The sequence below is a fragment of the Brevundimonas sp. R86498 genome (assembly GCF_044598075.1).
Taxonomy (GTDB): domain Bacteria; phylum Pseudomonadota; class Alphaproteobacteria; order Caulobacterales; family Caulobacteraceae; genus Brevundimonas.
In genome coordinates this window covers 1882095-1908934 of record NZ_CP139004.1, presented here as the reverse complement: position 1 = coordinate 1908934, position 26840 = coordinate 1882095, and the positions used below count along the sequence as shown (strand labels likewise).

General features: G+C 66.1%; 19 protein-coding genes, 1 tRNA gene and 1 riboswitch. Of the genes, 4 read left to right on the top strand and 16 right to left on the bottom strand.

Annotation, left to right across the window (positions count from 1 at the left end; genetic code table 11):
- Positions 1 to 9 precede the first annotated feature (9 nt).
- From gcvT to SJY26_RS09230, 3 genes are all read right to left on the bottom strand, one after another.
- The gene (gcvT, locus tag SJY26_RS09240; RefSeq protein WP_396592766.1) at positions 10 to 1125 is read right to left on the bottom strand and encodes a glycine cleavage system aminomethyltransferase GcvT; all 1116 of its coding nucleotides are present in this window, start codon (positions 1123 to 1125) and stop codon (positions 10 to 12) included.
- A 147-nt stretch (positions 1126 to 1272) separates the two neighbouring features.
- Positions 1273 to 1383: riboswitch (glycine riboswitch) on the bottom strand.
- Positions 1384 to 1413: 30 nt separating this feature from the next.
- Positions 1414 to 2430 carry an adenosine deaminase gene (locus SJY26_RS09235; protein WP_396592765.1) on the bottom strand — a complete coding sequence of 339 codons (1017 nt, stop codon included), beginning with the start codon at positions 2428 to 2430 and terminating at the stop codon, positions 1414 to 1416.
- Between the two features lie 22 nt (positions 2431 to 2452).
- A complete protein-coding gene (locus tag SJY26_RS09230; RefSeq protein WP_396592764.1) occupies positions 2453 to 3181 on the bottom strand; it encodes an NYN domain-containing protein in 729 nt (242 codons plus the stop codon).
- A gap of 540 nt (positions 3182 to 3721) precedes the next feature.
- Here SJY26_RS09230 and SJY26_RS09225 point away from each other — a divergent pair.
- Complete coding sequence (locus SJY26_RS09225; RefSeq protein WP_396592763.1) at positions 3722 to 4252, top strand: lysostaphin resistance A-like protein; 531 nt, start codon at positions 3722 to 3724, stop codon at positions 4250 to 4252.
- A 6-nt stretch (positions 4253 to 4258) separates the two neighbouring features.
- Here SJY26_RS09225 and argS read toward each other — a convergent pair whose 3' ends face one another.
- On the bottom strand, positions 4259 to 6061 hold the full coding sequence (gene argS / locus SJY26_RS09220) for an arginine--tRNA ligase (RefSeq protein WP_396592762.1): 1803 nt from the start codon (positions 6059 to 6061) through the stop codon (positions 4259 to 4261).
- Positions 6058 to 6708 carry a Tat pathway signal sequence domain protein gene (locus SJY26_RS09215; RefSeq protein ID WP_396592761.1) on the bottom strand — a complete coding sequence of 217 codons (651 nt, stop codon included), beginning with the start codon at positions 6706 to 6708 and terminating at the stop codon, positions 6058 to 6060. The genes argS and SJY26_RS09215 overlap by 4 nt, the downstream gene beginning before the upstream one ends.
- A 135-nt stretch (positions 6709 to 6843) precedes the next feature.
- On the opposite strand from SJY26_RS09215, the gene ispH reads away from it, so the two are divergent.
- Complete coding sequence (gene ispH, locus SJY26_RS09210; protein WP_396592760.1) at positions 6844 to 7815, top strand: 4-hydroxy-3-methylbut-2-enyl diphosphate reductase; 972 nt, start codon at positions 6844 to 6846, stop codon at positions 7813 to 7815.
- Positions 7816 to 7853: 38 nt separating this feature from the next.
- On the opposite strand, the gene SJY26_RS09205 is transcribed toward ispH, so the two are convergent.
- Both SJY26_RS09205 and SJY26_RS09200 read right to left on the bottom strand, forming a co-directional pair.
- Complete coding sequence (locus SJY26_RS09205) at positions 7854 to 9005, bottom strand: phosphatidylinositol-specific phospholipase C1-like protein (RefSeq protein ID WP_396592759.1); 1152 nt, start codon at positions 9003 to 9005, stop codon at positions 7854 to 7856.
- 24 nt (positions 9006 to 9029) lie between these two features.
- A complete protein-coding gene (locus SJY26_RS09200) occupies positions 9030 to 10442 on the bottom strand; it encodes an alkaline phosphatase PhoX (protein WP_396592758.1) in 1413 nt (470 codons plus the stop codon).
- 256 nt (positions 10443 to 10698) lie between these two features.
- Here SJY26_RS09200 and SJY26_RS09195 point away from each other — a divergent pair, with 256 nt between their 5' ends.
- Positions 10699 to 12750 carry a TonB-dependent receptor gene (locus SJY26_RS09195; protein WP_396592757.1) on the top strand — a complete coding sequence of 684 codons (2052 nt, stop codon included), beginning with the start codon at positions 10699 to 10701 and terminating at the stop codon, positions 12748 to 12750.
- Between the two features lie 87 nt (positions 12751 to 12837).
- Here the strand turns inward: SJY26_RS09195 and SJY26_RS09190 are convergent.
- The 4 genes from SJY26_RS09190 to ftsZ form a co-directional block, all read right to left on the bottom strand.
- Positions 12838 to 12922: transfer RNA gene (locus SJY26_RS09190), tRNA-Leu, on the bottom strand.
- 10 nt (positions 12923 to 12932) lie between these two features.
- A complete protein-coding gene (locus SJY26_RS09185; protein WP_396592756.1) occupies positions 12933 to 14339 on the bottom strand; it encodes a M20/M25/M40 family metallo-hydrolase in 1407 nt (468 codons plus the stop codon).
- A gap of 98 nt (positions 14340 to 14437) precedes the next feature.
- Positions 14438 to 15337: a UDP-3-O-acyl-N-acetylglucosamine deacetylase gene (lpxC, locus tag SJY26_RS09180; RefSeq protein ID WP_396592755.1), complete on the bottom strand. Its 900-nt coding sequence runs from the start codon at positions 15335 to 15337 to the stop codon at positions 14438 to 14440.
- A gap of 189 nt (positions 15338 to 15526) precedes the next feature.
- On the bottom strand, positions 15527 to 17098 hold the full coding sequence (gene ftsZ / locus SJY26_RS09175; protein WP_396592754.1) for a cell division protein FtsZ: 1572 nt from the start codon (positions 17096 to 17098) through the stop codon (positions 15527 to 15529).
- A gap of 364 nt (positions 17099 to 17462) precedes the next feature.
- Between ftsZ and SJY26_RS09170 the strand changes: the two genes are divergently transcribed.
- Positions 17463 to 21155: a TonB-dependent receptor plug domain-containing protein gene (locus SJY26_RS09170; protein ID WP_396592753.1), complete on the top strand. Its 3693-nt coding sequence runs from the start codon at positions 17463 to 17465 to the stop codon at positions 21153 to 21155.
- Between the two features lie 81 nt (positions 21156 to 21236).
- Here the strand turns inward: SJY26_RS09170 and ftsA are convergent, their stop codons facing one another.
- The 5 genes from ftsA to murC are packed head-to-tail and all read right to left on the bottom strand — an operon-like array spanning position 21237 to position 26796.
- Entirely contained in the window at positions 21237 to 22562 is a 1326-nt protein-coding gene (ftsA, locus tag SJY26_RS09165; RefSeq protein ID WP_396592752.1) for a cell division protein FtsA, read from the bottom strand.
- Between the two features lie 15 nt (positions 22563 to 22577).
- A complete protein-coding gene (locus SJY26_RS09160) occupies positions 22578 to 23486 on the bottom strand; it encodes a cell division protein FtsQ/DivIB (RefSeq protein ID WP_396592751.1) in 909 nt (302 codons plus the stop codon).
- On the bottom strand, positions 23474 to 24412 hold the full coding sequence (locus SJY26_RS09155) for a D-alanine--D-alanine ligase (protein ID WP_396592750.1): 939 nt from the start codon (positions 24410 to 24412) through the stop codon (positions 23474 to 23476). The genes SJY26_RS09160 and SJY26_RS09155 overlap by 13 nt, the downstream gene beginning before the upstream one ends.
- A gap of 26 nt (positions 24413 to 24438) precedes the next feature.
- Positions 24439 to 25350 (bottom strand): UDP-N-acetylmuramate dehydrogenase, encoded by a 912-nt coding sequence (murB, locus tag SJY26_RS09150; protein ID WP_396592749.1) that lies wholly within the window; start codon positions 25348 to 25350, stop codon positions 24439 to 24441.
- Positions 25351 to 25362: 12 nt separating this feature from the next.
- Positions 25363 to 26796, bottom strand: a complete 1434-nt coding sequence (murC, locus tag SJY26_RS09145; protein ID WP_396592748.1) for a UDP-N-acetylmuramate--L-alanine ligase — start codon at positions 26794 to 26796, stop codon at positions 25363 to 25365.
- Between the last annotated feature and the right edge of the window lie 44 nt (positions 26797 to 26840).

Here is a 26840-nt window from a genome sequence, read left to right as displayed (position 1 = left end):
GGTGGTCCCTCAGATTTTCGGTTTGCGGTAGTAGCGTTGGGCGACGAAGGGCATGTCGATGACTTCGGCGGCGGCGGCCTTGCCGCGCACGATGACCTTCAGGTCGGTGCCCAGGGCGGCGTGCGACGGTGGCACATAGCCCATGGCGATGTTACGCCCGAGGGTCGGCGACGGCCCGCCCGAGGTGATCCGGCCGATGACCTGTCCGTTTGCATCGGCGATCTCCGCCCCCTCGCGGGCCGGTGCGCCTTCCTTGACACTCAGGCCGACGCGGACCCGGGCCGGCCCTTCGGCGAGTTCCTTCAGGATACGATCGGCCCCGTTGAAGTCGGCGGCTTCTTTCCGGGATTTCGACAGGGCGAAGGTCAGGGAACCCTCGACCGGCGAGGTCGTCGGATCGATGTCGTGGCCATGCAGCGGCAGGCCGGCTTCCAGCCGGAGACTGTCGCGGGCCCCCAGGCCGATCGGCTTGACCCGCGCGTCCTCCAGGATCGTGGTCCAGACCCGCTCCGCGTCAGCGGCGGGCACGGATATCTCGTAGCCGTCTTCACCGGTATAGCCCGAGCGCGAGACGTAGCAGTCGACCCCGAACAGCATGAGCCGGGCACAGTCCATGAAGCCGAACTCGGCCAGCACCGGCTCGTGGGCGATCATCACCTCGGCCGCCTCGGGCCCCTGGATGGCGATCAGCGCGCGGTCTTCGAGCACGGTCAGGGTCGCGTCCCCCGACAGGTTCGCGCGCCAGAAGGCGAAATCCTCGTCCTTGTTGCCGGCGTTGACGACGACATACAGGCCATCGTGGTCCGGCTTGCCCGCCATCAGGTCGTCGATGATGCCGCCCTGATCGTTCAGCAGCAGGCTGTATTTCTGCTTGCCGGCCTTCAGCGCCTGATAGTCGCCTGGGACGAAACGCTGGAACTGCGCAATCGCGTCCGCGCCGGTGATCTTGCACTGACCCATGTGGGAGACGTCGAACAGGCCGGCGTGCTCGCGGGTCCAACGGTGTTCGGCCAGCACGCCTTCATACTGAACCGGCATGTTATAGCCGCCGAACCCCACCATGCGTGCGCCGAGCGCCCGGTGCGCGGCGTTCAGGACGGTAGTCTTCAGAGGCGCGTCGGTCATGCGGTCAGACTTTCGAAGGTCGCGTCACGCGGCGGTAGCTCCGCCGTCATCGCGCCCCCGCTGTCTGTGGAGCCTGAGAGATTCCGGCCGCCATCAAGCGGCCTTGCTCCGTCGGCGCACCCGCAAGGGGTGACTTTCCAGCGTCCGAGTGTTCTCGCGGTCCGTTTGCCTGAGCGTTTCCGGGGCGGTTGCGCCTTCGGCTCCGGGTCCGTCCGAAAGTGGGAGGCTGGACGGCCCGATCTCTCCCGCGAGAGCACTTGAACCTAGGCCCCGAACTCCGCGCTCAAGTCAAGCGGAGCGGGCCACCCAGGCGTCAACGTCGGCAAGATGTCGCGTCTTCGCGGCCTCATCCAGGAACGCACCCTCGAAGCTGTTGCGCGCCAGGGTGGCCAGTTGCTCGCGCGTCAGCCCTACGGCCGCCGCCAGCTGGCGATAGTTCTCGTTCACATAGCCGCCGAAATAGGCCGGGTCGTCCGAGTTCAGCGTCACGTGCAGACCCCGGCGCAGCATCTCCGGCACCGGATGGTCCTTCAGGTCCTTTACGACGCAGAGTTTCAGGTTCGAGAGCGGGCAGACCGTCAGCGTCATCTGTTCGGCAGCCAACCGCCGGATGAGACCTTCGTCCTCCATGGAGCGGTTGCCGTGATCCATCCGGTCGATGTGCAGCAGGTCCAGCGCCTCCTGCACATAGGCGGGCGGCCCTTCCTCCCCTGCGTGGGCGCAAAGCTTCAGACCGAGTTCGCGGGCGGCCGCGAAGACGCGAACGAACTTCGACGGCGGATGGCCCACCTCGGAGGAGTCCAGCCCGACGCCGATGAAGTGGTGCAGATAAGGCTTTGCCATCTCGAGCGTGGCGAAAGCCTCGTCTTCCGACAGGTGGCGCAGGAAGCTCAGGATCAGGCCCGAGGTGACGCCCAGCTCCGACTTGGCCCGGTCCATCCCGGCCATCAGCCCCTCGACCACGACCTCGAACGGCACACCGCGGTCGGTGTGGGTCTGGGGGTCGAAGAAGATCTCGGCATGCCGGACATTGTCGGCCGCCGCGCGCTGGAAATAGGCGAAGGCCAGGTCCTCGAAATCCTGCCGCGTCAGCAGGACGTTGGCCCCCGCATAATAGATATCGAGGAAGTCCTGCAGATTGGAGAAGTCATAGGCGGCACGGACCGCCTCGACGCTGTCGAACGGGATGGCCACCCCGTTCCGCTGCGCCAGTTCGAACATCAGCTCGGGCTCAAGGCTGCCTTCAATGTGCAGGTGAAGCTCCGCCTTGGGCAGGCCGGCGATGAAGGCGTTCAGATCGGTCATGGGACCTCCGCTAGCAGCGCGATCAGTTCGACACCACCAGCCGCAGATGTCCACGCTTGATCTCGGGCGGCGGGGGCGGCGCCGGTGGAGGCGGCGGGGCGGCCTCGCGCGCGCGCCAGTTGAGCGGCCGTTCGACATAGCCGGACCGGGTCAGGATGCGCTCGGGCAGGCTGCACCGCTCCAGCATGGCGGTCTCGATCTCGGTGCGCGCATGGGCCCACTCCAGAAGCTGGCGGTTGTGCCCCCGGCCGGGCGGAGCGACACTGACGACCTTCTTGTCCGGATAGCCTTCGTGAAGGAACCGGGTCGTGGCCGCGTGGTCACCGTCGGTGGTCAGGATATAGGCAGTGTCGAACCGGTTGGCGGCGGCGTCGGCGGCCATCGACAGCGCCAGATTGACGTCACTCTGCTTCTCCGTGGCCTCCATCCATTGATGGTTGCAGGCGTGGCAGCGGTCGGCATGGACCACGAAATGGCCCATCAGGCAGCGGACCTTGCGCGCGGTCAGGGCCTCCTCATAGGCGAGCAGCGCCTCCATCCGGTCACGCCGCTGGGGTCGGTGGGCGCTGACCCAGACGACCCCCGTCAGCCGTTCGGACGGCGGCAGCAGGGCCCGCCCGAGGGCATTGAGATCCAGCCACAGCAGTTCGCGCCGGTTCAGGTCGAGGATGGCGTGGTGCAGGTTGAACCCGTCGACATACAGCCGCGCCCGCTTGCGGAAGACAGGCAGGTGGAAGCCGTCGCGGCGCACCGCCGGCGTCTGCCCTCCCCTGCTTCCGGACCGCGCCATCGTCTGGCCTCGTCTCTTCCCAAGCTGGACAGTTAACCAGTCCGTGACGACGGAGTCCGTGGCGCCGACGCTACATTCGCTCGGGCGAATCGATCTTCGAACAAGCGAACTCTGTGTCCAGCTCCTGCGTCGCTGACCTCACTCATCCGAGGCAACCCTCCGTCGCAGCAACGGCCCTTGCCATTTTGGATGCAGCCCTGCCGAACTGCCCTGAAAACCAACAACGAATGTGCCAGAGCCGCATACTCCAGTTCAGATTTGCGGCAGTCCATATGAGATGGAGAACCGGCAGGTATAGATCAGCACTCGTCCTCCATCGATCCGCGCCGAAGTCCGAAATATGAACGATCATTCACTAGGCAGTGCAAGTTAATCCGCACTAGCCTCTGAAAGGCCTTTTCGTTCTGGTGGACCATGGACAATCGAGTTCTCGACGCTGTCACGGGTTCGGCGATTCAGGTCGGCGCTGTCGCTCTCGTCTGTCTGGTCGCCTGGGCGCTGATGGCAAGGCGCAAGGCGAGTGTTCGGGACTGGCTCGGCCTGAAAGGCGCATCCATCGGTCTCGTCCTTTCTGCCACAGCCGCTGGCGCAGGCGCCGCCTTCTTTCTCCTCCAGACACCTGGTCTGGCCAGCCTGGCCTCTGGGCCGGGCACCGTGATTCATGCTGTCACCGGTGGGAGCCCACCCGATGCGAACCTTCTGGTCGCATTGGCCCTCGCTGCCCTGTTCAAAACGGCCCTCGCAGAGGAATTGCTGTTTCGCGGCCTGATCGCTAAGCGGCTCTACGGCCTTCTGGGATTCCATGGCGGCAATCTGGGGCAGGCCGTACTGTTCGCCGCAATACACCTGCCGATCCTCCTGCTGCCGCAAGGGCGCGGAGTCATCGGCGGCGCAGTGATCGGCTTCGCCCTTGTTGTCGCTCTTGTCTCTGGCTGGTTGAACGAACGGTTGGGACGCGGGTCGATCCTGCCGGGCTATGGCCTGCACGCCGGGGCCAATCTGACAACCTACTGGATGCTCGCGTTCGTCTGAGAAAGGTCACATCCGCTCGGGCGACTCGATTCCCAGCAGGTCCAGCGCGCTCTCCAACTGGTCCAGGGCGGCCTTGGCCAGGGCCAACCGCGAGGCCACGGTCGCCGCATCGGGCGCGATCAGGACGGGACAGGCGGCGTAGAATTTCGAGAAGGCCTGGGCCAGCCGATAGGCGTGCTCGGCCACCACGTGCGGCATCCGCTTGTCATAGGCCTCGGTCACGGCCTGGGCGAAGGCATCCAGCGTCAGGGCCAGGTCGCGCTCGGCCGGTTCGGCGATCACGATCGGACCGGGCGTGGCTCCCTGATCGGCCCCCTTGCGCAGCAGGGATTTGATCCGGACCGCCTGGTACAGAAGATAGGGCCCGGTCTTGCCCTCGAAACTCATGAACCGGTCGAGGTCGAAGACGTAGCTGGTGGTCCGGCTGTTCGACAGGTCAGCGAACTTGAGGGCGGCCACGGCGACCTGATGGGCGGTGGCCTCGAACTCGGCCGGCGGCAGGTCGTCGCCCAGTTTGGCCTCGCGCAGTCGCTCACGCGCCTTGTCGACCGCCATGGTGATGAGGTCGTGCAGCTTCAGCACCCCGCCCGCGCGGGTCTTGAACGGCTTTCCGTCCGGCCCGTTCATGGTGCCGAAGCCAAGGTGATCCAGCGACCCTGCCGGGGCATAGCCGGCCAGATAGGCGGCCCGGAACACCTGTTCGAAATGCTCGGCCTGCCGTTCGTCGACGACGTACAGGATCAGGTCGGGATCGATCGCCTTGCGGCGGTCCAGAATGGTCGCGAGGTCGGTGGTGCCATACATCGCCGAGCCTTCCGAGCTGATGACCAGCAGGGGCGGCGGACTGGGGGCCTCGATCACGGTCCCGTCGGGCAGCTTTTTCTTGCGGGTCTCGCCGGGTTTGGCGACGTGGACCACGCGGGCCCCGGCGTCCTCGACAAGCAGACCGGTGGTCTCCAGATGGGCGATCATCTCGGCCATCACCGGATCGGCGTCGCTCTCGCCGTTCCAGAGGTCGAAGGTCACGCCCAGAGCGCCGAACTCGCGTTCCAGCGCCGTGCGGCTGACGGCCACGAAATGGGCCCACAGGGCACGATAGCCCGGACGACCGGCCTGCAGCTCGGCCGTGGCCTTGCGGGCGCGGTCCCGGAAGGCAACATCTTCTTTCGCGCGGGCGGCGGCCTGCGGATAGAGCCGCTCCAGATCGTCCAGCGTGACCGGGCTGTCGGCCGGGAACGGGCCGTCGCCTTCGGACAGGAAGGGGTCAGCCTTGCCCTCGTCGCCCACGGCGACAATCAGCAGCCCCATCTGGAAGCCCCAGTCGCCGAAATGGGCGTCGCCCCAGACCGTGTCGCCCCGGAAACGGAACAGGCGCTTCAGGCTCTCGCCGATGATCGACGAGCGCAGATGGCCGACGTGCATCGGCTTGGCCACGTTCGGCCCGGCATAGTCGATGACGACCTTGCGCGGGCTACCGACGCCCGACGCTCCTGCGTGGGCAGCGTCGTTTGCTACGGCCTGCGCCCGGCTGGCCAATGCGGCGTCCGAGACCTTCAGATTGATGAAACCCGGACCGGCGACCTCGACCGACGAGAGGCGCTGATCCGATTCCAGGCGCGAGGCGACGCGCGTCGCCAGATCGCGGGGATTGGCCTTCAGGGCCTTTGCGGCCGCCAGCGCCCCGTTCGACTGGAAATCGGCGAGGTCTGGCCGGTCGGAGGTGGTGACGCGGGCCAGGCTCGCGTCCACGCCTTCGGCGGCGAAGGCGGTCGCGACCGCTTCGCCGAGGTCGGTTCTGAGGTCGGTCATTGGGCGGGAGGGGTCGCCGCAGCCTGGCCCGCCGTCATGCGGAAGCGGCTGCCCGTACGGTTGAACTCGGCCATTTCGGGCGTCACGTCAAAACCGATCAGGACCTCGAAATTGCCGCCGCTGGTCTCAGGCGTCGCGCGGGGAATGACGACCGACTGCTCCTGGGTGGCCGAGGCCGTCGCGGCACCGTCAAAGTCGACCGGCAGGTCGAAATACTCCTTGGCCAGAACCGCTTCGTTTCGCTCCGTCACGGCGATCCAGTAGCGATAGGTCCGCTGGTCACCGTCCGCACGGGGACCGCGGCCGAGGTTGAACAGGATGTTCATCTGCACCGTGATCGGCTCATCAGACTGGTAAGCACAGCCCGCTGTCACGCCCTCGATTTCTCCGGTGTAGCCGACATTGGCGGCCGCTGCCCGGCCGCCGTCCAGCTCCACATAGCGGGCGGCGTCGTAGAGGATTTTCACGAACGGGCACGGCCCGGCGTTGGCCACCGACCGCAGCGGCGCGATCCGGGCAGGACGTGAGCGCTCCTGCTCCGGCTCCTGCTGCTGACCCCGGTCACGCTGGGTCGGGCTCTGGGCGACGGCGGCACCGGCCGGAACGAGAACCGCCAGGGCGGCGAGGGCGACGGTCGCAAGACGCATGCTGGTAAATCCGGAAATCTGGCGCTGACGCAAGGCGGTCAGGCTTCCCGCCTGATAGCGGCTAAAGCGAGGCGTCGCAAACCGGCCGCGATCGCGGCGGTAGCGAATTGGCCCCGGAATGACTAGGTTCGGACCATGGACGTTCTGGCCCCCTCCCCCGAAGTCGCGTTGCGCCCGCTGACCGTTCGTATGGCGACGCCGCGCGGCTTCTGCGCCGGGGTGGACCGGGCGATCCAGATTGTCGAACGGGCCATCGAGAAGTTCGGAGCGCCGGTCTATGTGCGCCACGAGATCGTGCACAATCGCCATGTGGTGGACCGGTTGAAGGGCCTCGGTGCTGTCTTCGTCAAGGAACTGGACGAGTGCCCGGACGACCGGCCGGTCGTCTTCTCGGCCCATGGCGTTCCCAAGTCGGTGCCGGCCACGGCCCGGGCGCGCGAACTGATGTTCCTCGACGCGACCTGCCCGCTCGTTTCCAAGGTCCATGTCGAGGCCGAGCGCCATCACGCCCAAGGCAAGCACATCATCCTGATAGGCCACGCCGGCCATCCGGAGGTCGTGGGCACCCTCGGCCAGCTGCCCCCCGGGGCCATAAGCCTGGTCGAGACGGTCGAGGATGCGCAGGTCTTCCAGCGTCCCGGCAACCAGCCTCTGGCCTATGCGACCCAGACGACCCTGTCGCTGGATGACACTTCCGAGATCGTAGGTGTGCTCAAGGCCCGCTTCCCGGAGCTGCCTGACCCGCACAAGGAAGACATCTGCTACGCCACCACCAATCGCCAGGAGGCGGTCAAGCGTCTGGCCGACGGATCTGATCTGGTGCTGGTCGTGGGGTCGAAGAACTCCTCCAACTCGGTCCGTCTGGTCGAGGTGGCGCTTCGGGCCGGGGCGAGGGATGCGCGGCTGATCGACGATGCCTCGCATATCGACTGGTCGTGGCTGGACGGGGTGAGCACCGTCGGGGTGACCGCCGGTGCCTCCGCCCCCGAACCTCTGGTCCAGGCCGTGGTGCAGGCCCTGAGGGAGAGATTTGCGGTCACGCTTGCCGACGACCCCGGCGAGCCGGAGACAGTCACGTTCAAACTGCCCCGCGCGCTCACGACCTGACGCGGCGGTTGGCATCCGGCATCAACAACGGTCGGTGGTTACGGCGTTAAAGTTTCGACGACGACACGATCGCACCGGCCCGCGGCCCTCACTGGATTGCACACCGCAGCGGCACCATCTGCAAGGCGGACGTCATAGTTCAGGAAGCGCGGATCTGGCCACAGATAGTCGGTCGAGACATACTGGGCACCGCCGGCGAGCGCGGTGTCACGGCGGGTAACGGCGCCCGCCCGGGCCTCGCGCGTGTCGGCATCGGCCCGGGTGCGCACCATGAAGCCCGCGCGGACGGCGGCGGCAATGCGGTCACGATCGGCCATCGGGTCATTCAGGGTCAGATAGGCCGCAGCCGGTGAGCTCTCGTCCGTGTTCACGAACATGGCCCGGCCCTCGAGCGCGTGTCGCGAGCCGCGATAGCTGGCCACCTTCTCTGGCCCCTCATCGAGGGCGAAAAACACCCTGCCCCGTGCCGCGCCCAGCCTGGGCCAGCCGTCCGTCAGGACCGCGTCACGCAGCGTCGGATGGTCGCCCTGCACCTCGTCAGGCGTGATCAGTGCCCCGTTGTCGAACACCGAGCGGATCTCGGCATCCAGTGCGTCCCATGCCCTTTCGTCGAACGGCAGCGCCATTGTACCGCCCGGCAAGACCGAAGGCCCGGTCTTGGCATTGAGCATGATCAGGATCGGCACATGGTCCGGATGGGACCGCGACCAGTCGCGGATCTCCCTAAGACACGCCACGAACGTCAGGCAGGAACTGCGGAAATCCACATCCTGCATATGAAGCGTCTTGAAGCCGGGCCGCGCCATGGCCTCGGCAAAGCCGGGCCCCATGACAACACCGCGCCCCAGCGCCGTCGGAGGCGTCGAATAGCGCCCACCCTCGGGATCATGCAGGACGTCGATCTCGATCTGTCGAGCCCCGGCTTCAAGCTGTTGCGTGAGCGGACGGTGCGCGTAGTCGAGCGCAATGGCGTTCGGGTTTGCCGCCAGCATGGCGTCGAGCTCGGCGATCGGGATGGCCAGCTTGTAGCTGTTGTGCGTGCCCACCGTCGTTACGTCGGTCATGCGCAAATGCCGATCCATCCAAACCCGTGCGCAGGCGTCACCCCCGGCCGACCGGAGGTCGGGCGCGTCCGGCAGACAGGCTGGCTGCAGGGCGGCAAGGAGCAGGCTGGTCACCAGATTCAGCATCGCAGGTTCCGGCAGAGGATTGGGTCAGACTGCGAAGGCGGACCAGGGCCCGCGGATGGCCAGGGTCAGCCCCGGGTACTGCAGGTTGACGAACAGCACCTGTCCATCCGGCGAAAACACGGCGCCGGCCAGCTCGGAGTTGCCTGTGAAAACGTTCCGGCCAAGCGTGTAGACCCGGCCATCCGGGGTGACACCCTTCAGGTGGTTTCGCTTCTCCGCAGAATAGTTGTCCTCGCACAGGATCAGGTGACCCCATGGCGCGACGGTGAGGTTGTCGGCCATGTTGAGCGCCCGCTCATCCGCGCTTTCGACGAACAGCTGGATGCGTCCCGGGCTCCGGGTCTCCTCGGGACGGCCTTCATCGGGCGACGGAACGTAGCGCATCACCTGACCCCGCTCGATCGGGCCGCCCGAGGTCGCAGTCAGATACAGTTCGCCGTCGCCCCAGTGGATTCCCTCGCCCCGCGCGATCAGGGTCGCGCCGGAAGCATGGCCCCGCTTGCGCAGATCCGCCTCGGGGGCCTCGACCTCCTCCAGATCCAGCCAGACGACCTCGCGCCAGTCGCCAACCGACCAGAGCCGGCCGTTGTGATTGGACGAATCCGAACCGGGAGCGTCCCGGAACCCCATGGCCTGCAGGCGTCCGCCTTTCACGAGTTGACCGGGTGTCTCCGGCAGGAACCGGTAGAGCAGGCCGTCGCCCTGGTCCTCGGTCAGATAGACGATGCCGGTGCGCGGATCGATGCAGACGGCCTCGTGGCTGAACCGTCCCATGGCGACCAGAGGCACCGGGGCCACGAGTCCGGTTGCCGAGGCCGGAACCTCGAAGACGAAGCCGTGGGGCCGGCTGACGTCCGCGGTCGCCGGCGTCTCCTCGGTCTCCTCGCAGGTCAGCCAGGATCCCCACGGCGTCGCGCCGCCCGCGCAGTTGGTGCTGGTGCCGGCGAGACTCAGATGCTGGCGAACGGTGCGACGCGTTTCCAGATCGTAGACCACCGTGGTGGTGCCGCCCGGAAGGGGCCGGCCGTCCCGGAAGGTGTCATAGGCTCCAGCCGCGTCCAGGCGGTCGAGCCGCTCGCCCTTGTAGCCGCCGGGACCCCAGTTGCGGTGGGCCGCGCTGGTGCCCCTGAGTTCGTGGTTGCGCACGAGGGCGACCTGCGAGCCGCCGAGCGCGAAACAGCCCATACCGTCGAACTGTCCCGGGACGTAAAGACCGTCATCCATGGTGTCGCCGCCCTGGGAGATCACCTGGTAGGAAAAGCCATCCGGCAGGTCCAACAGGCCGTTCGGATCCCGCTTCAGGGGGCCGTAGCCAGTGACTTCGTTGACGTAGGTCTCGGTCGCACGCGTTGCCTGGGCAGAGCCATGACGCGCCAGCCCGCTGAAGGCAAAGCCCGCGGCACCGGCGCTCATCAGGGTTCTTCTGTTCAACATCATCGAGGCTCCGGACATTGGCAACGGATAGACGCCGCCCATGACGGCCTGACGACGGGCGTCGCGTTCGGTCGTCGATCGGCCTGGCGCGCAGGAGTGGAGGACATGAACGGCTCTCCCACAGCACGCAAGCGTGTGCCCACGGACACGGGTGCAGACAAATGGCCGAAAGGGGACGCGACCGGTCGTCCCATACTTGTATCGCAGTATGTTATTTCATAACAACTCATTCTGAGTTCCCCCGATACGGATTTTTACCATGCGCCCTGCCCGCCCTTCCCGCTCGCTTCTGTTGGCTGCCGCGAGTCTGGCCGCCCTTGCCGGGACTGCCGAGGCGCAGTCCCCGGGCCGATCTGCCCAGGACGCGACCGCACAGCTCGACGAAATCATCGTGACCGGCGTCCCCTACGGGATCAGTCAGAACGCCACGACCATCGCCACCACCGTGATTGATGAGGAACAACTGGCAGTCGCCCCGGCGGCATCGCTTGGCGACCTGTTGAACGGCACGCCGGGCGTTCGGTCGACCAGCTTCGCTCCGGGGGCCAGCCGGCCCGTCATCCGGGGCCTGACCGGTCCACGCGTGCAGGTGCTGACCAATGGCGTTGGCCTGATCGACGCCTCCTCTGTGTCCCCGGACCACCAGGTGGCCAGCGATCCGGCAGAGTCCAGCCGGATCGAGATCGTGCGCGGCCCGGCCACCCTGATCTATGGGGGATCGGCCATCGGCGGGGTGGTGAACATTCTGGACGGCCGCATCCCCGAGGCCCTGCCGGAAGACGGACTCGCCGGCCACCTGTCCGCCCAGGGTTCGACCGTTGATGAGGGCTCGCTGTTCGGCGGGCGCGCGGATGTCGCGCTGGGCAGCAACTTCGTGCTGCATGTCGATGCACTGAAAAAGGATGCCGACAACTACGAAATCCCCTCCTCGCCGATCTCGCAGCGTCTCGCTGACGCGGAGGGCGTTGATCGGGAGGAGACCGGCACCCTGCCGAACAGTTTCTCGGAACTTGACGCCTGGGGCGTCGGGGCCTCGTTTGTCGACGCGAACGGCTTCCTCGGTGCGTCCTACAAGGAGACCGACAGCACCTATGGCGTGGTCGCCGAGGAAAGCGTGTTCATCGAACTGGAACAGCAGCGCTTTGACGTGCGCGGCGGCTACCGGTTCGACCAGGGTCCCTTCCGCGAGGTGCGTGGCAGCTACGGCCAGGCCGACTATACCCACACCGAGTTTGAGGATGTGGGCGAGCCGGGCACCATCTTCGCGTCCGACGGCTATGAGGCCCGGGCCGACCTGATCCAGCGTGAGCGGGGGGGCTGGAACGGCGCGACCGGAGTGCAGACCCTGTCGCGCGACTTCTCGGCCATCGGCGATGAAGCCTACATCCCGAGCGCCGAGATCGAGGAGACCGGCATCTATACGGTCCAGCGCCTCGATCACGATCGCTACGGCTTCGAGGGCGGGTTGCGCTACGACCGTCGGACCCTGAGCGCGACCCCCTTCGGCACGACGGGCGAGGTCGAGCGCGAGTTCGACAACGTGTCGGCCTCCGCGGCCGCCTTCTTCCGTCCGGCGACCGGCCTGTTCGCCGGTGTCAGCCTGTCGCGGACCCAGCGCGCACCGTCGGAAGTGGAACTGTTCGCCGACGGACTGCATATCGCGACTGGCGCCTATGAGGTCGGCGACCCCACGCTGGACAGTGAGACTGTGACGACCCTCGAAGGCACCCTGCACTACGACGGCGGCCGATTCCGCGGTGACCTGCACGTCTATGCCTCGAAGTTCGACGGCTTCATCGACCTGCGCGACACCGGCGATGTCTTCGAGTTCGACGAGGACGGTGAGATCGAGGAATTCCCGATCTTCGCCTATGAGCAGACTGACGCCGACTTCCGGGGTTTCGAGGCGGAGGTGGCCTATGACGTCTGGATGAGTGGGTCCCATGTTGTGACTCTCGAGGGGGCCGCGGACTTCGTTGACGCTGACACGGATATGGGTCCGGCCGCCCGGATCCCGCCGTACTCCGTCACCGGCCGCGTCCGATACGCCTCGACCCCGGTCGATCTGAGTGTCGAGGTGCGTCACGTGGGTGAGCAGGACGAGGTGGCCGAGTTCGAACTGCCGACGGACAGCTACACCACGGTGAGCCTGTTCGGAGCCTGGCGTCCGTTCGCCGATCCGTCGATCACCCTGTTTGCCGAGGGTCGCAACCTGACCGACGAGGAGGCCCGCGAGCACGCCTCCTTCCTGAAGGACATCGCGCCTCAGCCGGGCCGCAACCTGAGGGTCGGGGTCACCTACCGCTTCTAGGCCACAGCGGGTCCGATCCGGCGGATCGGACCCGCTCCTTAAACACCGCGCCACGCGGGTTTGTGGTGAGGACCGCTTGATCGAGTATGGTGCGAGCGGCGGGGGTCGAACCCGCATGACCGAGGCCGAGGGATTTTAAGTCCCTTGCGTCTACCAGTTTCGCCACGCTCGCGGCGAGGGGTTCACGGGGTCGGGGTCGCCGGCACCATGGCCCGGAAATCAACATCCGAATTCGCCACCAGTGACACGAGACCGGCCCAGGCGGCCACGTTCTGGCTCAACTGCTCAGGGTCGATCTTGTCCAGGGTGTCGTCGGCTGTGTGGTGCAGGTCGAAATAGCGCAGACCGTCCTGCTTCAACCCGAACACCGGCACGCCCGCCTGGACGATCGGCCCGATGTCGACCCCTCCGTCCAGCTCCGGCTCGGAGGAACGCAACACCCCGATCGGGTACAGCACCCGGTTCGCCGCATCGGCAAACACTCCCGTCTGGGCCCCGACCGGCAGCTGCAGGGCATAGACCCGGTCGGCCCCGAAATCGCTCTCGCCGGTGAAGACGTGGTTGGCCAGGTCCTCCGGTGACAGGCTGCGGAGATAGGCTCCGCCACCGTTGCCGGTATCCACCGGCTGTGCCACCTCCTCCGCGCCGAAGAGGATCACGCGAATGGTCCGCTCCGTGCGGCCCTGGTCGGCGATCGCCCTGGCGGCCGCGAGGGTGATCGCCCCCCCGGCCCCGTCGTCGATGGCCCCCGTACCCAGATCCCAGCTGTCCATGTGCGAACCCAGGACAATGATCTCCTCCGGCCGCATGCGCCCGGGCAGGTCGCCGATCACATTGCGCGAGGTGGTCTGATAGGTCCGGGCGGTCGATGACAGGCGCATCCGTACCGGTTCGCCATAGCTGATCAGGCGGCTCAGCTGGTCAGCATCGGGCGCGCTCAACGCAAATGCGGGCACCGGCACCACGCCATTCACATAGCGGGTTGTGCCGGTGTGGGGCATCCGGTGCTCGTCCGACCCCACGGAGCGCATGATGAAGGCCACAGCCCCCTTCTGACCAGCCAGAGCGGGCCCTGCTCCGCGGATGCGGGTCAGAGGACCGTACCCAGCCCCCGTCTGCATCGGCACCAGCTGGCCGGCATCAACGTACGCAATCTTTCCGGCCAACGACCCGTCGGGCACGGCCTGGAACGCCTCCAGCGTACTGAACCGCACTACCTCGGCCTCAAGGCCGCCGTCGGGCGTCGCGGGCGAATGGCCGAGGGCGGCGACGACCAGGGGCTGGGCGTTGGTACCGACGATGGCGGCGCTCTCCTCCCCGCGATCCCAACCGACCAGCGGGAACTCCTGGATGCGGACATTGCGGAAGCCGTGGTCGCGCATGTACCCGGCCGCCCATTCGGCCGCCGCCGTCTCGCTGGCCGATCCCGCGGGGCGCGGACCGAACCGGGTCGTCAGCTGGGTGACGTAGTCGAGGGCGATATTCTCTTGCAAGGCCGCGTCGCGGGCCTTCTCGGCCCCGATGATCGCTGCCGCATCCTGGGCCTGGGCGGGGACCGCCAGGGCCAGACCGACAGCGAGGGCGGACAAGGCGCAAAGAGTAGAGATTCTAAGGGACGACGACATGGACAGGCTCCAGGCAAGGAATCGACCCTACCGGCTGCCGCTGCCGGGGAGAAGCCCGCCGCCTAGCCGACCCGGGCGAGTTCCGGCTCCAGCACGACTTCGCGCCAGGCATGGGGAGCGGCCAGCATCGCGCGAACCAGCAGGTTGTTGACCGCATGACCGGCCTTGTAACCCTCGTAACGGCCCAGCAGCGGCGCGCCCAGAACGTAGAGATCGCCGATGGCGTCCAACGCCTTGTGCCGAACGAACTCCCGCTCCATCCGCAGGCCGCCGGGGTTCAGGATCTCATCGCCATCGATCACGACGGCGTTCTCGAGACTGCCACCCCGGGCCAGTCCGGCCTGACGCAAGGCCTCGACCTCATGGGCGAAGCCGAAGGTTCGGGCCGACATGATCTCGTCGCGGAAGGTTTGCTCGTCGACCACAAAATCAATCACCTGGTTGCCGACGACCGGAGAAGCGAAGTCGATCTCGAACCGCATTTCGTAGCGGTCGCACGGGTACAGGGCCGCGTGCTTGTCGCCGTCAGTGACGTGGATCGGCTCCAGGATCTCGACATAGCGTACGGGTGCCTCCTGGCGGCGAAACCCGGCTCGATCCAGAAGCTGCACGAACGGGAGGGCCGAGCCATCGAGGATCGGCAGTTCCGGCCCATCCACCTCGACCACCACATTAGAAATGCCGAGCGCGCAGAAGGCGGCCATCAGATGCTCGATGGTCGATAGACGAACACCGGCGCCATTCTCGATCATGGTGTTCAGACGGGCATCGACCACGGCGTCGCCCGAGACGACGATCCGGTTGTCTCGATCGGTGATGTCGGTCCGGACGAAGACAATGCCTGTGCCCGTCGAGGCCGGCCGGATGGCGAGACGAACCCTCTGGCCCGTATGCACGCCCACACCCGCACAGATGGCGGGGGCAACCAGCGTCCGTTCGCGATGATCGTGGCGTGGCGGCAAGGTTTCGGACTCATCAAGGTCGCCGCCACGCAAGGGGAGCGCGTGGTGGTCGAGGATCGATCCCTAACGGCAGGTTCGACCAGCGAAAACCAAAGTCGGGTTTCGAATTGTTACCGCTGGCTTAACCAGATTCAGACAGGCCAAGGGGCGCGGGTTCTCCCGCGCCTCTGCTGACGATGGGCCGAAGCTTCAGTTGGCGAGGCGACGGAGAAAAGAGGGAATCTCCAGATCGTCCTCGGCCCCGCGCGGGTCCGTGGACGGCTGCGGCTGCGCCGTCTGGCGCAGCTGCGGCTGGGGCTGTGCCCGTGGAGCTGCCGGTGCAGGAGGCGCATACGCCATCGGGGTGCGAGGCTTTTTGCCAAACAGACTCCATCCCGACTTGCGATGGTCACGCTCATCATAAGACGGTTCGGCGTAGTCAGACGCGGGCACCGCAGGAGCCGGACGGTCCATATAGAGGTCACCCTGGCTCACCGGAGTGGCCGGCTCGACGTCACTCTCGGACCGCAGATGATCCTGCTCGAACGCCTCGACCCACGGATCGACGATCGGCTCCAGATACCGTTCCTCGGCCACATGGATTACAGGTTCGGGAGCGCGCGCGACCGGGGCGGGGTTCTGAAACGTCGGTACGACGGGCGCGGGTTCGGGTGCCCGGCGCGACTCGGCGGCAGCCGGCTCACGCCGTACGGGCTCAGCGCTGCGGGGCTCCGGACGGGCTGCGGCCGGGGCCGGGGCCGGACGACTGTCCTGCCACGCGCTCTGGCGGGGCGCGGGCTCGACTTTCTGCGCCATCCCTTCGTCCATGCCGGTGGCCACGACCGAGACGCGGATTTTGCCATCCAGCGCGGGGTCAAAGGCGGCACCGAAGATGATGTTGGCGTCGCCGTCCACCTCGGCCGAGATGGCGTTGGCGGCCTCATCGACTTCCAGCAGGGTCATATCCAGACCGCCGGTGATGTTGACCAGCACGGCCTTGGCACCCTTCAGGCTGGTTTCGTCCAGCAGGGGGTTGGCGATGGCGTTCTGGGCCGCGAGCAGGGCGCGGTCATCGCCCGAGGCCTCGCCCGTCCCCATCATCGCCTTGCCCATTTCAGACATCACGGCGCGGACGTCAGCGAAGTCCAGGTTGATCAGGCCCGGCAGGATCATCAGATCGGTGATGGAACGCACGCCCGAGTGCAGCACCTGGTCGGCCATGCCGAAGGCGTCGGCAAAGGTGGTCCGTTCGTTGGCGACGCGGAACAGGTTCTGGTTCGGAATGACGATCAGGGTGTCGACGTAGCGCTGCAGCTCGGCGATGCCGGCCTCGGCCAGACGCATGCGATGGCGGCCTTCAAAGGTGAAGGGCTTGGTGACCACACCGACGGTCAGGATGCCGCGATCACGCGCGCATTTGGCGATGATCGGCGCGGCACCGGTGCCAGTCCCCCCGCCCATGCCGGCGGTGATGAAGACCATATGTGCGCCTTCAAGGTGCGCGTGAATCTCGTCGGCGGATTCCTCGGCGGCGTTCATGCCGACCTCGGGGTGGGCACCGGCGCCCAGGCCCTGGGTGATGGTCTCGCCGAGCTGGATGCGTCGGTCGGTCTTGGCGAAGGACAGGTGCTGGGCGTCGGTGTTGGCAACAATGAACTCGACGCCCTCGAGACCGGCGTCGATCATGTTGTTGACCGCATTTCCGCCCGCGCCGCCGACGCCAAACACGACGATCCGGGGCTTCAGTTCCGTGGCCGAGGGCCGCACCAGCGAGAGAGACATTCCGTAACCGACCTTTTTCCGACCCTGCCCTTGACGTGCCCGCTGAGAATCCCCGCCGATTCGCAATGGTTATGAGCGCGTTAAGAAGACACCCAACGCCCTTAAGGGAAGGTTACCGGATAGCGTGAGTCGGACGCTTTGCGAGACTACCGGAAATTCAAAAAGGGGGCGCACCTGCCATTGCTGCGGAGAGAGCGGCGTTCGCCGGACACTGTGATATCTCGATGACGGTCGGGGAAAAAGTTCACAAACATGGCTGAAATCTGGCGGAAAAGGGTTGCCACTTCGAGGTCCCGGCGGACTGGTTGGTCATCGCAGTTCAACTCTCAGGGGGCACAAAATGATGGCGTCAAGGCAACTCTTCTTGGGCACGACCATTCTCGCGGGATTGCTTTGCCTTACGGCATTGCCTGCGCATGCCCAAAGTCAGGCCACAGAATCTGCCGCAACCCAGGATGAGGATGCGACCGACGTTGAGGAAGTTGTCGTCACTGGCTCCCGCCTTCGTCGCGAGCGCTTTGATCTGCCCACGCCGGTGATCCAGGTTGACGCCGAGGAGTTCGAACGAACAGCGGTCGGCAACGCGATCGATGTGATCGAGGATATCCCCCTGGTCGGCGCGGGTTCAAACTCGCGCGGTGCGAACGGCCAATTCGGGGACAACTTTGCGTTCGCCGACCTCTTCAATCTTGGGACGCAACGGACGCTAACCCTCGTAAACGGCCGTCGCTTCATCTCGGGAAACCAGGCCACAGTCTTTGTGCCCGACAATGCCACGGGAGCGCAGGTCGATATCACCGCCCTGCCCCCTTCCCTGATTGCCAGGACCGAAGTCACACCCCTCACCGGCGGTGCAATCTATGGTGCCGATGCGGTGGGTGGCGTCATCAACTTCATTCTCAAGGACGACTTCGATGGTTTCGACGTCCTCGCCCAATATGGCGTCACTGAATATGGGGACGGCGACCGCTACCGCGGCGCTATAACGTGGGGCAAGAATTTCTACGATGACAGGGCCAACGTCACGTTGGCACTCGACTACTTTGATCAGGCGCTTGTCATGACCGGGGGAGACCGGTCCTATACAATCGACCCGACTGCGATCCTGAACCCTCGCAACGGCTTTGTGAGGAACCCTGAGCCCTTCGGCTCACCAACGGCACCCGCAAGTGCCTTCCTGCCTGGAACCTCTGACTTCCAGCGCACCAATATTTACGCCGGGCCGGCCCGCAATGGCCTTTTCACCGGTGGCGGTATTCTCACACTGGGAAGCAGCTTCCCGTCCGGCATAACCTCGTCAAGCTTCATCATCCCCAATGCGCCGGTCGCCGGCACGCTTTCCGGCCGCGCGGCGGATCCTCAGGGTTTCTCCTTCTTCGCGCCGTCAAGCCTGCCATCCGGTGTTACAGCGGCGTCGGTGATCAACACCCTGTCGCCGGGCACGAGCCTGGCCGGTCTGACGAGTGCCCAGCAGAATTCCCTGGCGCTAAATCTCCTGCAGCGCAATCGGCCGACGCCGGCTGAATACTTTGCGGCCAATCCCTCACTCAATCCAAACCTGTTCATCGGGACCTTCTACGGCGCAACCGGCTCCGGCACCCAGGGCCCGCTGGGCCTGTTCCCGACCATCGCCAACACGAACCCGGCGACCTCGGCGCTCTTCCCGCGTATCGCTGTCCCACTCCAGTTCGATGCCTCCGGCAACCTGGTTGCCTACAACACTGGAGATCCTTCTCTCGGCACCTTCGGCACAAACATCGGCGGGGATGGCTTCTCCAACGGAGAACGCCAGTACGGAAACCTCCAGTCCGCCACGGAACGAATGAGCCTTTCCGGCCTGACCCGGTTCGACATAACGCCCAGCATCACGTACCGGGGTGAATATCTGTACAGCGACATCCAGTATCGCTCCGTAGCCGGCGTCGACTCCAACAGCGCGGCAGGCTCAACTACAGCCGGCAATCGCGCCATCCCGCTGTACATCGACCAGAACCCGTATTTCTCGGCTGCAAACCGCGCGACAGTGTCGAATCTGGTTGCCCAAGGCCTGACTGTCCCGACCCTCGATGGTCAAAGGGTCATGTACGTAAGCCGGGCCCTGGCTGACATCTATGGCGGACCGGTCGAGAGTGGGAACGATGTCGAGTTGTTCCGCACCGCCCATTCCCTCGAGGGGGAGTTCGGCCTCTGGGGTCGCCAGTTCTACTGGGACGGCTCCTACGTCTACGGACAGAACAGCGTTCTCAACATCGGGGAGAACATCCTGGACATCGAATTCGCCCTCGCGACCGACGTCGTCCAGGGGCCAAACGGCCCGGTCTGCCGCCAGCAGACCCTGGCCGCGCCGGAGAGCATCGCCATCCGCAATCCTGGCCTCAACGCGATCAACTCCACCCTTAGCCGCACCCCGACTCGCGAGCAGGTTGCCGCCTGCGTCCCGTTCAATGTTATGGGCGAGAACAATGCGACGATCACGGACGATCTGCGTGACTACATCATCGCCGATACGTCCTCGACCAATGAAGCGCGACAGCACTACCTGCAGGCCTCCTTCGGCGGCGAGATCTTCCGTCTTCCGGGGGGCTGGATCAGCGCAGGTGCACAAATCGAGTGGAGAAATGAATCGCTCGAGTTCACACCCGGCCGGGATTTCGCCACCGGTGCAGCACGTAACACGACGGGTCTCGGCAGCGATGGGGAACTGCGGTTCCTGGAATACGGCTATGAAGCCATAATTCCACTGCTTGGTGAGGACTTCAAACTGCCGTTCGTCGAGGCACTTGAGCTGAGCGGGGCTTTCCGGATCGTTGATCGGGACGGCGACACCAACAACCTTGGCGTACTGGCCACGCCAGGAACGACGGATGAGGTCTATCAGGCCAGCGTCCGCTGGCAGGTGAGCGAAGACCTCCAGTTCCGGGCGAATCAGTCGACCTCGGTCCGATCAGCCTCGATCATCGAGCTGTATGGAGCTCCCGGCTCCGGATTTGTGAACTCGATCGGTGTGCCTTGCACCATCAGCGCAATCGGCCAGGGCCCCAATCCTGCTGTTCGCAGAGAGAACTGCATCACCGCCGTCGTCCTGACCGGTGCTGCTCCAGACCGCGCAGCGGCGGAAGCCTTTCTCTCGACCTACACTGGTGTCGCCGGAAGCCGCCCGGCAGCGACCGCCGGCAATCCATTCCTCAACAATGAGGAGTCGGAGGCCTTGGGCTACGGCTTCACGCTGACGCCGCGCTGGATCCCGCGCTTTACGCTCGCCGCCGACTACTATGAGGCAGAAGTCACCGGTCAGGTCGGTCTTGTGGGCATACCCACAACGATCAACCAGTGCTTCGACGTCGTCGAGTTCCCCAACTCCGAACTCTCGGGCACGCCAGCTTGCGACCTGTTCTACTTCGGAACCCGCGACGCCGACGGCAACTATGTCAATCCGTCCGTCAATGCGCTCACGGGAAATCCGGTCATCCCGCAGTCCAACCCCGGCGCGCCGGCATTCGCCAATGCGCCGTTCAACACCTCTTTCTACATCTATCCAAACTTCAACCTGGCGGCCGTACGCCTGAGAGCCCTCACCATCGAGGCGCGTTACAACTTCGCCCTCGCGGACCTGGTGGGATCAAGGGCCGCAAGCTGGGGTGACATCTACCTCTCCGGCTCTGCCTACAACCTGCAACAGTATGACACTTCAGGTTCCGGCAGCTTCCTCGACACGAACAAGAACGCGGGTGAACCCGGGTTCGCGGAGTGGGAATTCCGTGCGGACATCGCTCACCGGATGGACAAGTTCGACCACCGCCTGACGCTGTTCCGCAACAGTGGCACAGTCAACAACGTCCAGACAAATCTCGCGACGGTCATCGAGCAGGCGGATGGTTTCAAGCGCGAAGGCTTTATCACCGCAAACTACACAGCGGCCTACCAGCTGCGCGATGATGTCAATGTCCGGTTTACTGTTAACAACCTCTTCAACTCTCGGGGTCCCCGCGAAGACCTCGGGATTGTGAACGACGTGATTGGCCGGACCTATCTGTTCACGATTGCCGGCAACTTCTAGCGTCTGCAATCACCACAAAGCCTGCGGTGCCGGCGGGCTGTTCCCGCCGGCACTTTTTTCGAGGGAACCAGCCCCTGGGCCCTAGAGGTTCTCCCGCAGCCATCCCGCCGCGCGCGCGACGAGGTTGCCGCCATGTACGCGGGGGGCGTCAGCCGCCGTGATCTGGCGCGACATCAGTTTGCGGGCGGAAACGGCCTCGCGCGGGCCATAGGCGGCGCGCAGCAGGACGCCCGCCGCAGAGCAGAAGGCCGGACCGGAGGCGGCGTCGGCGAGGTGGGGCGCACGCTGGGGGCGGCCGAGACGGACCGGGCGATCAAAGACCCGGACGGCCAGTTCGCGCACGCCATTCAGCTGGCTGGCCCCGCCGGTCAGCACCAGACCCGCCCCGGGCTCAAGACCCACACCGGCGTCGCGCAAGCGATCGCGCAACAGCTCCAGTGTCTCCTCGACCCGCGGGGCGATGACGGTCTTCAGCATGGCGCGGGGGACGATCACAGGACCGGCCGCAGCGTCCTCGCCGCGTGGGGGGGCCTCCAGCATCTCGCGGTCCTCATTGGCACTGGCCATGGCCGAGCCGTGCAGGGTCTTGAGCCGTTCGGCCCCAGCACGCGAGGTCGACAGGCCACGGGCGATGTCGGCTGTCACATGGTCGCCGCCGATGTTCAGGGATTCGATGTGCAGCAACGAGCGTCCGCCCCAGACCGCCGCGCTGGTGGATCCACCGCCCATGTCGATACAGACGCAGCCCAGATCCATCTCGTCCTCTTCCAGAGAGGCCAGCGAGGACACGACCGGGGCCGCAGCGACCCCCTGCAGGTCCAGATGCGCCAGTTCCAGGCAATGGCTGAGCGAGGCGAAGGCCCCCTCGGCCATTGAGACGACCAGAAGGTCCAGGCCCAGGGACCCGCCATGCATGGACCGCGGGTCGTGCACGCCGCGTGCGCCGTCCACCGACCAGCCGATGGGGAGGACGTGGATCGGCCGCCGGTTGGGCAGCCGGATCTGGGCAAGCGCCATGCCGATGGCGCGGGCGAGGTCAGCATCCCCCACCGGCCCGGCCCCGAGGGACACCTTGGCGCGCACGCGGTGGCTGGCCATCTGGCCAATGGCGGTGGTGACGATCACGCCGGAGACGGGCGCGCCGGCGGTCCGCTCAGCCCGTTCGACCGCGTGGCCGATGGCCTGGGCCGCCTCGTCCATGTTGACGATCGCACCGCCCCGCACCCCCCGGGACTGGACATGACTGGCCCCGGCGACCCGGATCGTCCGGTCGGCGTGCCGAACACCGTCCGGCTTCATGATGAAGCAAGCGACCTTGGACTGCCCGAGGTCGAGGGCCGCGACGACCGGCGCGCGCGCAACCGCCCTGCCCGCCTCGATCGAGGGATCCATCTTCTTGCCAGCCATATTTGCTGTCGCCCTCTACTCGACCTGATTGTCCTGGGTGCCCGGGCCGGGACGCACCACGACCTGACCCTCGGTCCGCAGGTCAATCCGGGCGAAACCCAGTTCCAGCAAACGCTCTCGCTGATCGAGGGCGTCGAGCTGGATAAGCGCCGCCTCCTGTTTGACCGCTGGCAACTGGATCAGTCCCCCGTCCCGGAGCCGCAGATCCCAGCGCCGCTCGTCCACGCGGACCAGGGCGTCGACCCGACTCATCAGCCGGGGCCGTTCCCTGAGAAGGCCGAGAAGATCGCCCGCCGCCTCATCCGCCCCGGCTCCGACGATCAGGGGCAAATCAGGATAGCGGCCGGGGTCCGCCCCGGGGATGGCGCGCCCTTCGCTGTCGATGACGAAGACACGTCCCCCGGTCTGCCAGATGGCCAGACGATCATGCTCGACTACGGAGACCATGAGGGTATCGGGCAGAAGACGAACCACACGGGCCTCCTTGACCCAGCCCACGGCCTGAACGCTGGCCTGCAGGGCCGCCAGATCAAGACCGGTGATCGGCTGGCCCGCCTGGACGTCCAGAGCGCGCTGGATGGCCGGCGTGGCTTCGGCCGAAGCGCCGGTGATGTGAACGCGGCGCAGCTTCAGGCCCATCCCTGTCGTCAGGCGGTCCACGCCCTGCTGAAAGGAGTGTTCGATCCGCTCGGCCCGCGCCCCGGTGGCGAGCACCAGAACCAGCACGCCGACGCCGGCGCAGATCGACAGGACGACCGCGCGAGGGGTCAGGTCCAGTCGGCCCAGCGCCGCCATCTTTCCGGGCACGCCCCCGGCGCTGCCGCGTGGCGCTCGCCCCCGGCCGCCCGAGGCTTTCGGGCCCCCGCCTCGCTTCGGCATCGACGCCGCATTCGCGCGCCGACCGCCGCGGACTACCGCGGGCATGAGGCGTCCTCCACCATCCACCGGACCAGATCTTGATAGCTCATCCCGACCCAGGCCGCCTGCTCCGGAACCAGAGAGGTGGGCGTCATACCGGGTTGAGTGTTGACCTCCAGCAAGACGAGATCGTCCTTAACATCGTCATAACGGAAATCGGACCGGCTGACGCCGCGACAGCCCAGGGCCGTATGCGCCCGCTCGGATTCCCGCAGGGCCGCCTCGAAAACATGGGCGGGAATGTCGGCCGGAAGTCTGTGGACGGATCCGCCCGGGGCGTATTTGGCCTCATAGTCATAGAAGCCTTTCACCGGAGTGATGTCGGTCACGGTCAGGGCTCGGGGACCGGTCGCCTCGCCGATCACGGCCACCGCCAGCTCCTTGCCAGGGATATAGGGCTCGACCATCACCTGTTCGCCGTAGACCCAGTCCTCGGATCCGACCTCGGCCTGCGGTCCGTTAGCCCCGGCCGGCACCAGATAGACCCCGACCGAGGAGCCCTCGGCATTCGGCTTGATGATATAGGGTGGCTCGATCACATGGCGGCGGGCGACCTCGTGGCGGTCGAACAGGCCGCCGCCCGGCACCCTGACGCCGGCCGCGCCGAGCACGGCCTTGGTCTTGTCCTTGTCCATGGTCAGGGCCGAGGCGAGGACGCCGGAGTGGGTGTAGGGAATCTGGAGGGTCTCGAGGATGCCCTGGACGCAACCGTCTTCGCCCCATTCCCCGTGCAGCGCGTTAAGCACAACGTCGGGCTTAAGGGCGGCCAGAACCGAGGCGAGGTCGCGGCCGGCATCAATCCGGGAGACCTTCGCGACTTGAGCCTCCAGGGCGTCGGCGCATTCCTTGCCGGAGGACAGCGACACCTCCCGCTCGGAGGAGAGACCGCCCATCAGGACGGCGACGTGCAGGTCTTTCAGCGGGCGGGTCATAAGCGATCCGGAGCGTTCTGCGCGGGTTACAGGGGTCGGCCGATCCTCTTGATCTCCCATTCAAGGTTTACACCGCGTTTACTTTGAACGTCAGCGCGGACGGTTTCTCCCAGACCCTCGATATCCGCCGCGGTGGCCTCACCCGGGTTGATCATGAAATTGCTGTGCAATTCGCTGAACATGGCCCCGCCGCCGGTGACGCGGTGCAGGCGGCCGCGCCAGCCCGCCTCGTCGACCAATTTCCACGAGGAATGCCCGGGCGGGTTCTTGAAGGTGGAGCCGCCGGTCTTTTCCCGGATCGGCTGGGTCGTTTCACGCCGGGCGGTGATCTCGGCGATGCGGGCGGCGACGGCCTCCGGGTCATCGGGCGTTCCGCGATAGTCGGCCTCGATCCAGAGGATGTCCGAGGGGGCCTCGGAGTGGCGATAGGTGTAGCCAAAGTCGGCGAGGGCGTAGTCGACCCGGACACCCGACCGGGTCAGTCCCCACGCCGAGACGAGCACGTCCTTTGTCTCCGAACCGTAACAGCCCGCATTCATGGTCAGGGCCCCGCCGATGGTGCCCGGAATGCCGGCGTAGAACTCCAGCCCGGCAATGCCGGCTTTCGCGGAGGCCCTGGCGACCATGGCATCGAGCGCACCCGCGCCGGCGGTGATTGTGTCACCATCTGCGGTGATCCCGGCGAACGGCCGACCCGCCAGACGGATCACCACCCCTTCGACCCCGCCGTCGCGCACAATCACGTTGGAACCGACGCCGAGCACGGTCACCGGGATGGTCGGGGCCAGCGCCTTCAGAAAGATGGCCAGATCGTCAGCATCCGCGGGAATGAACAACACCTCTGCCGCACCGCCGACACGGAACCAGGTGAAGGGTGCCAGTGGCTCGTCCAGCAGCAGCTTGCCGCGGACGTCAGGGAGGGTGTCACGCCAGGCCATGATCCTGTCCGCCTAGCTGGCTTGCGCTTCAAGCTGGGCCGGCAGGGCGTAGGCCCAGCTGGTGATGTCCCCGGCCCCCAGCAGGACCACCACATCGCCAGCTTTCGCCTCTTCGGCGATGACGCGCGGCAGCACCGCCGCGTTCTCCAGCGCCGAGACGCGCAGGTGACCATAGCGGCGGATGCCGTCGACCAGCGCCTGTTTATCGACGCCGTCGATCGGGGTCTCCCCCGCCGCATAGACGTCCGCGACGATCACGCTGTCGGCGTCCGAAAAACTGGTCGAGAACTCGTCCAGCAGATCCCGCAGCCGGGTAAAGCGATGAGGCTGAACCACGGCGATGACCCGGCCCTCGGCCACCTGACGGGCGGCCTTGAGCACAGCGGCGATCTCGACCGGATGGTGGCCATAGTCGTCGATGATCCGCACGCCATTGACCACGCCCGTGGTGGTGAAACGCCGCTTGACGCCGGCGAAGGCGGCGAGCCCCGTGCGGATGGCCTCGTCGGACACATCCAGCTCGCGCGCCACGGCGATGGCGGCCAAAGCGTTGGCGACATTGTGCCAGCCGGCCATGGGAAGGTGGAGATCAGTGATGCGGACTGGCTCCTCGAGCGGCCCGTGGCCCCGGCCCTGGATCAACACGTCGAAACGGGCTCCGTCCGGGCTCATCTCGACCTTGTCGGCGCGCACCATGGCCTGGGGGTTCATGCCGTAGGTGACGATGCGGCGGTTATCGATCGAGGCGGCCAGACGCTGGACCTCGGGGTGATCGAGGCAGACGGCAGCGAAGCCGTAGAAGGGGATGTTCTCGACGAAATCACAGAACGCCTTCCGGACAGCGTCGAAGTCGCCGTAGTGGTCGAGGTGTTCGGGATCGATATTGGTGACGATAGCCACGGTCGATTTCAGGCGCAGGAAGCTGCCGTCGCTCTCGTCGGCCTCGACCACGATCCAGTCGCCGTCGCCGACCTTGGCGTTGGTGCCATAGGCGTTGATGATCCCGCCGTTGACCACCGTCGGGTCGAGGCCTGCCGCGTCCAGCAGGGCCGCCACCATGGACGTCGTGGTGGTCTTGCCGTGGGTGCCGCCGACCGCGATCGAGAACTGCAGCCTCATGAGTTCGGCCAGCATTTCGGCGCGCCGGACCAGCGGGATGCGCCGCTCGCGCGCCACCATCATCTCGGGGTTGGTCGCCTTGACCGCTGTCGAATAGACGACGGCAGAGACCCCCTCGCCGACGTGGGCGGCATCATGGCCGATGAAGATCCGCGCGCCGAGCTTCTCGAGGCGCTCGGTATTGGCGCTGGCTTTCGCGTCAGACCCCTGAACCGCGTAGCCGATCTTGAGCATGATCTCGGCGATCCCGCTCATGCCGATACCGCCGATGCCGACAAAATGGACGGGGCCAAGCGCGAACGGAACGGGGCGAAGACGAGCGATCATCGCCGCGTCTTAGCGGGACCGCCGGACCGAAGAAACCCGCACGG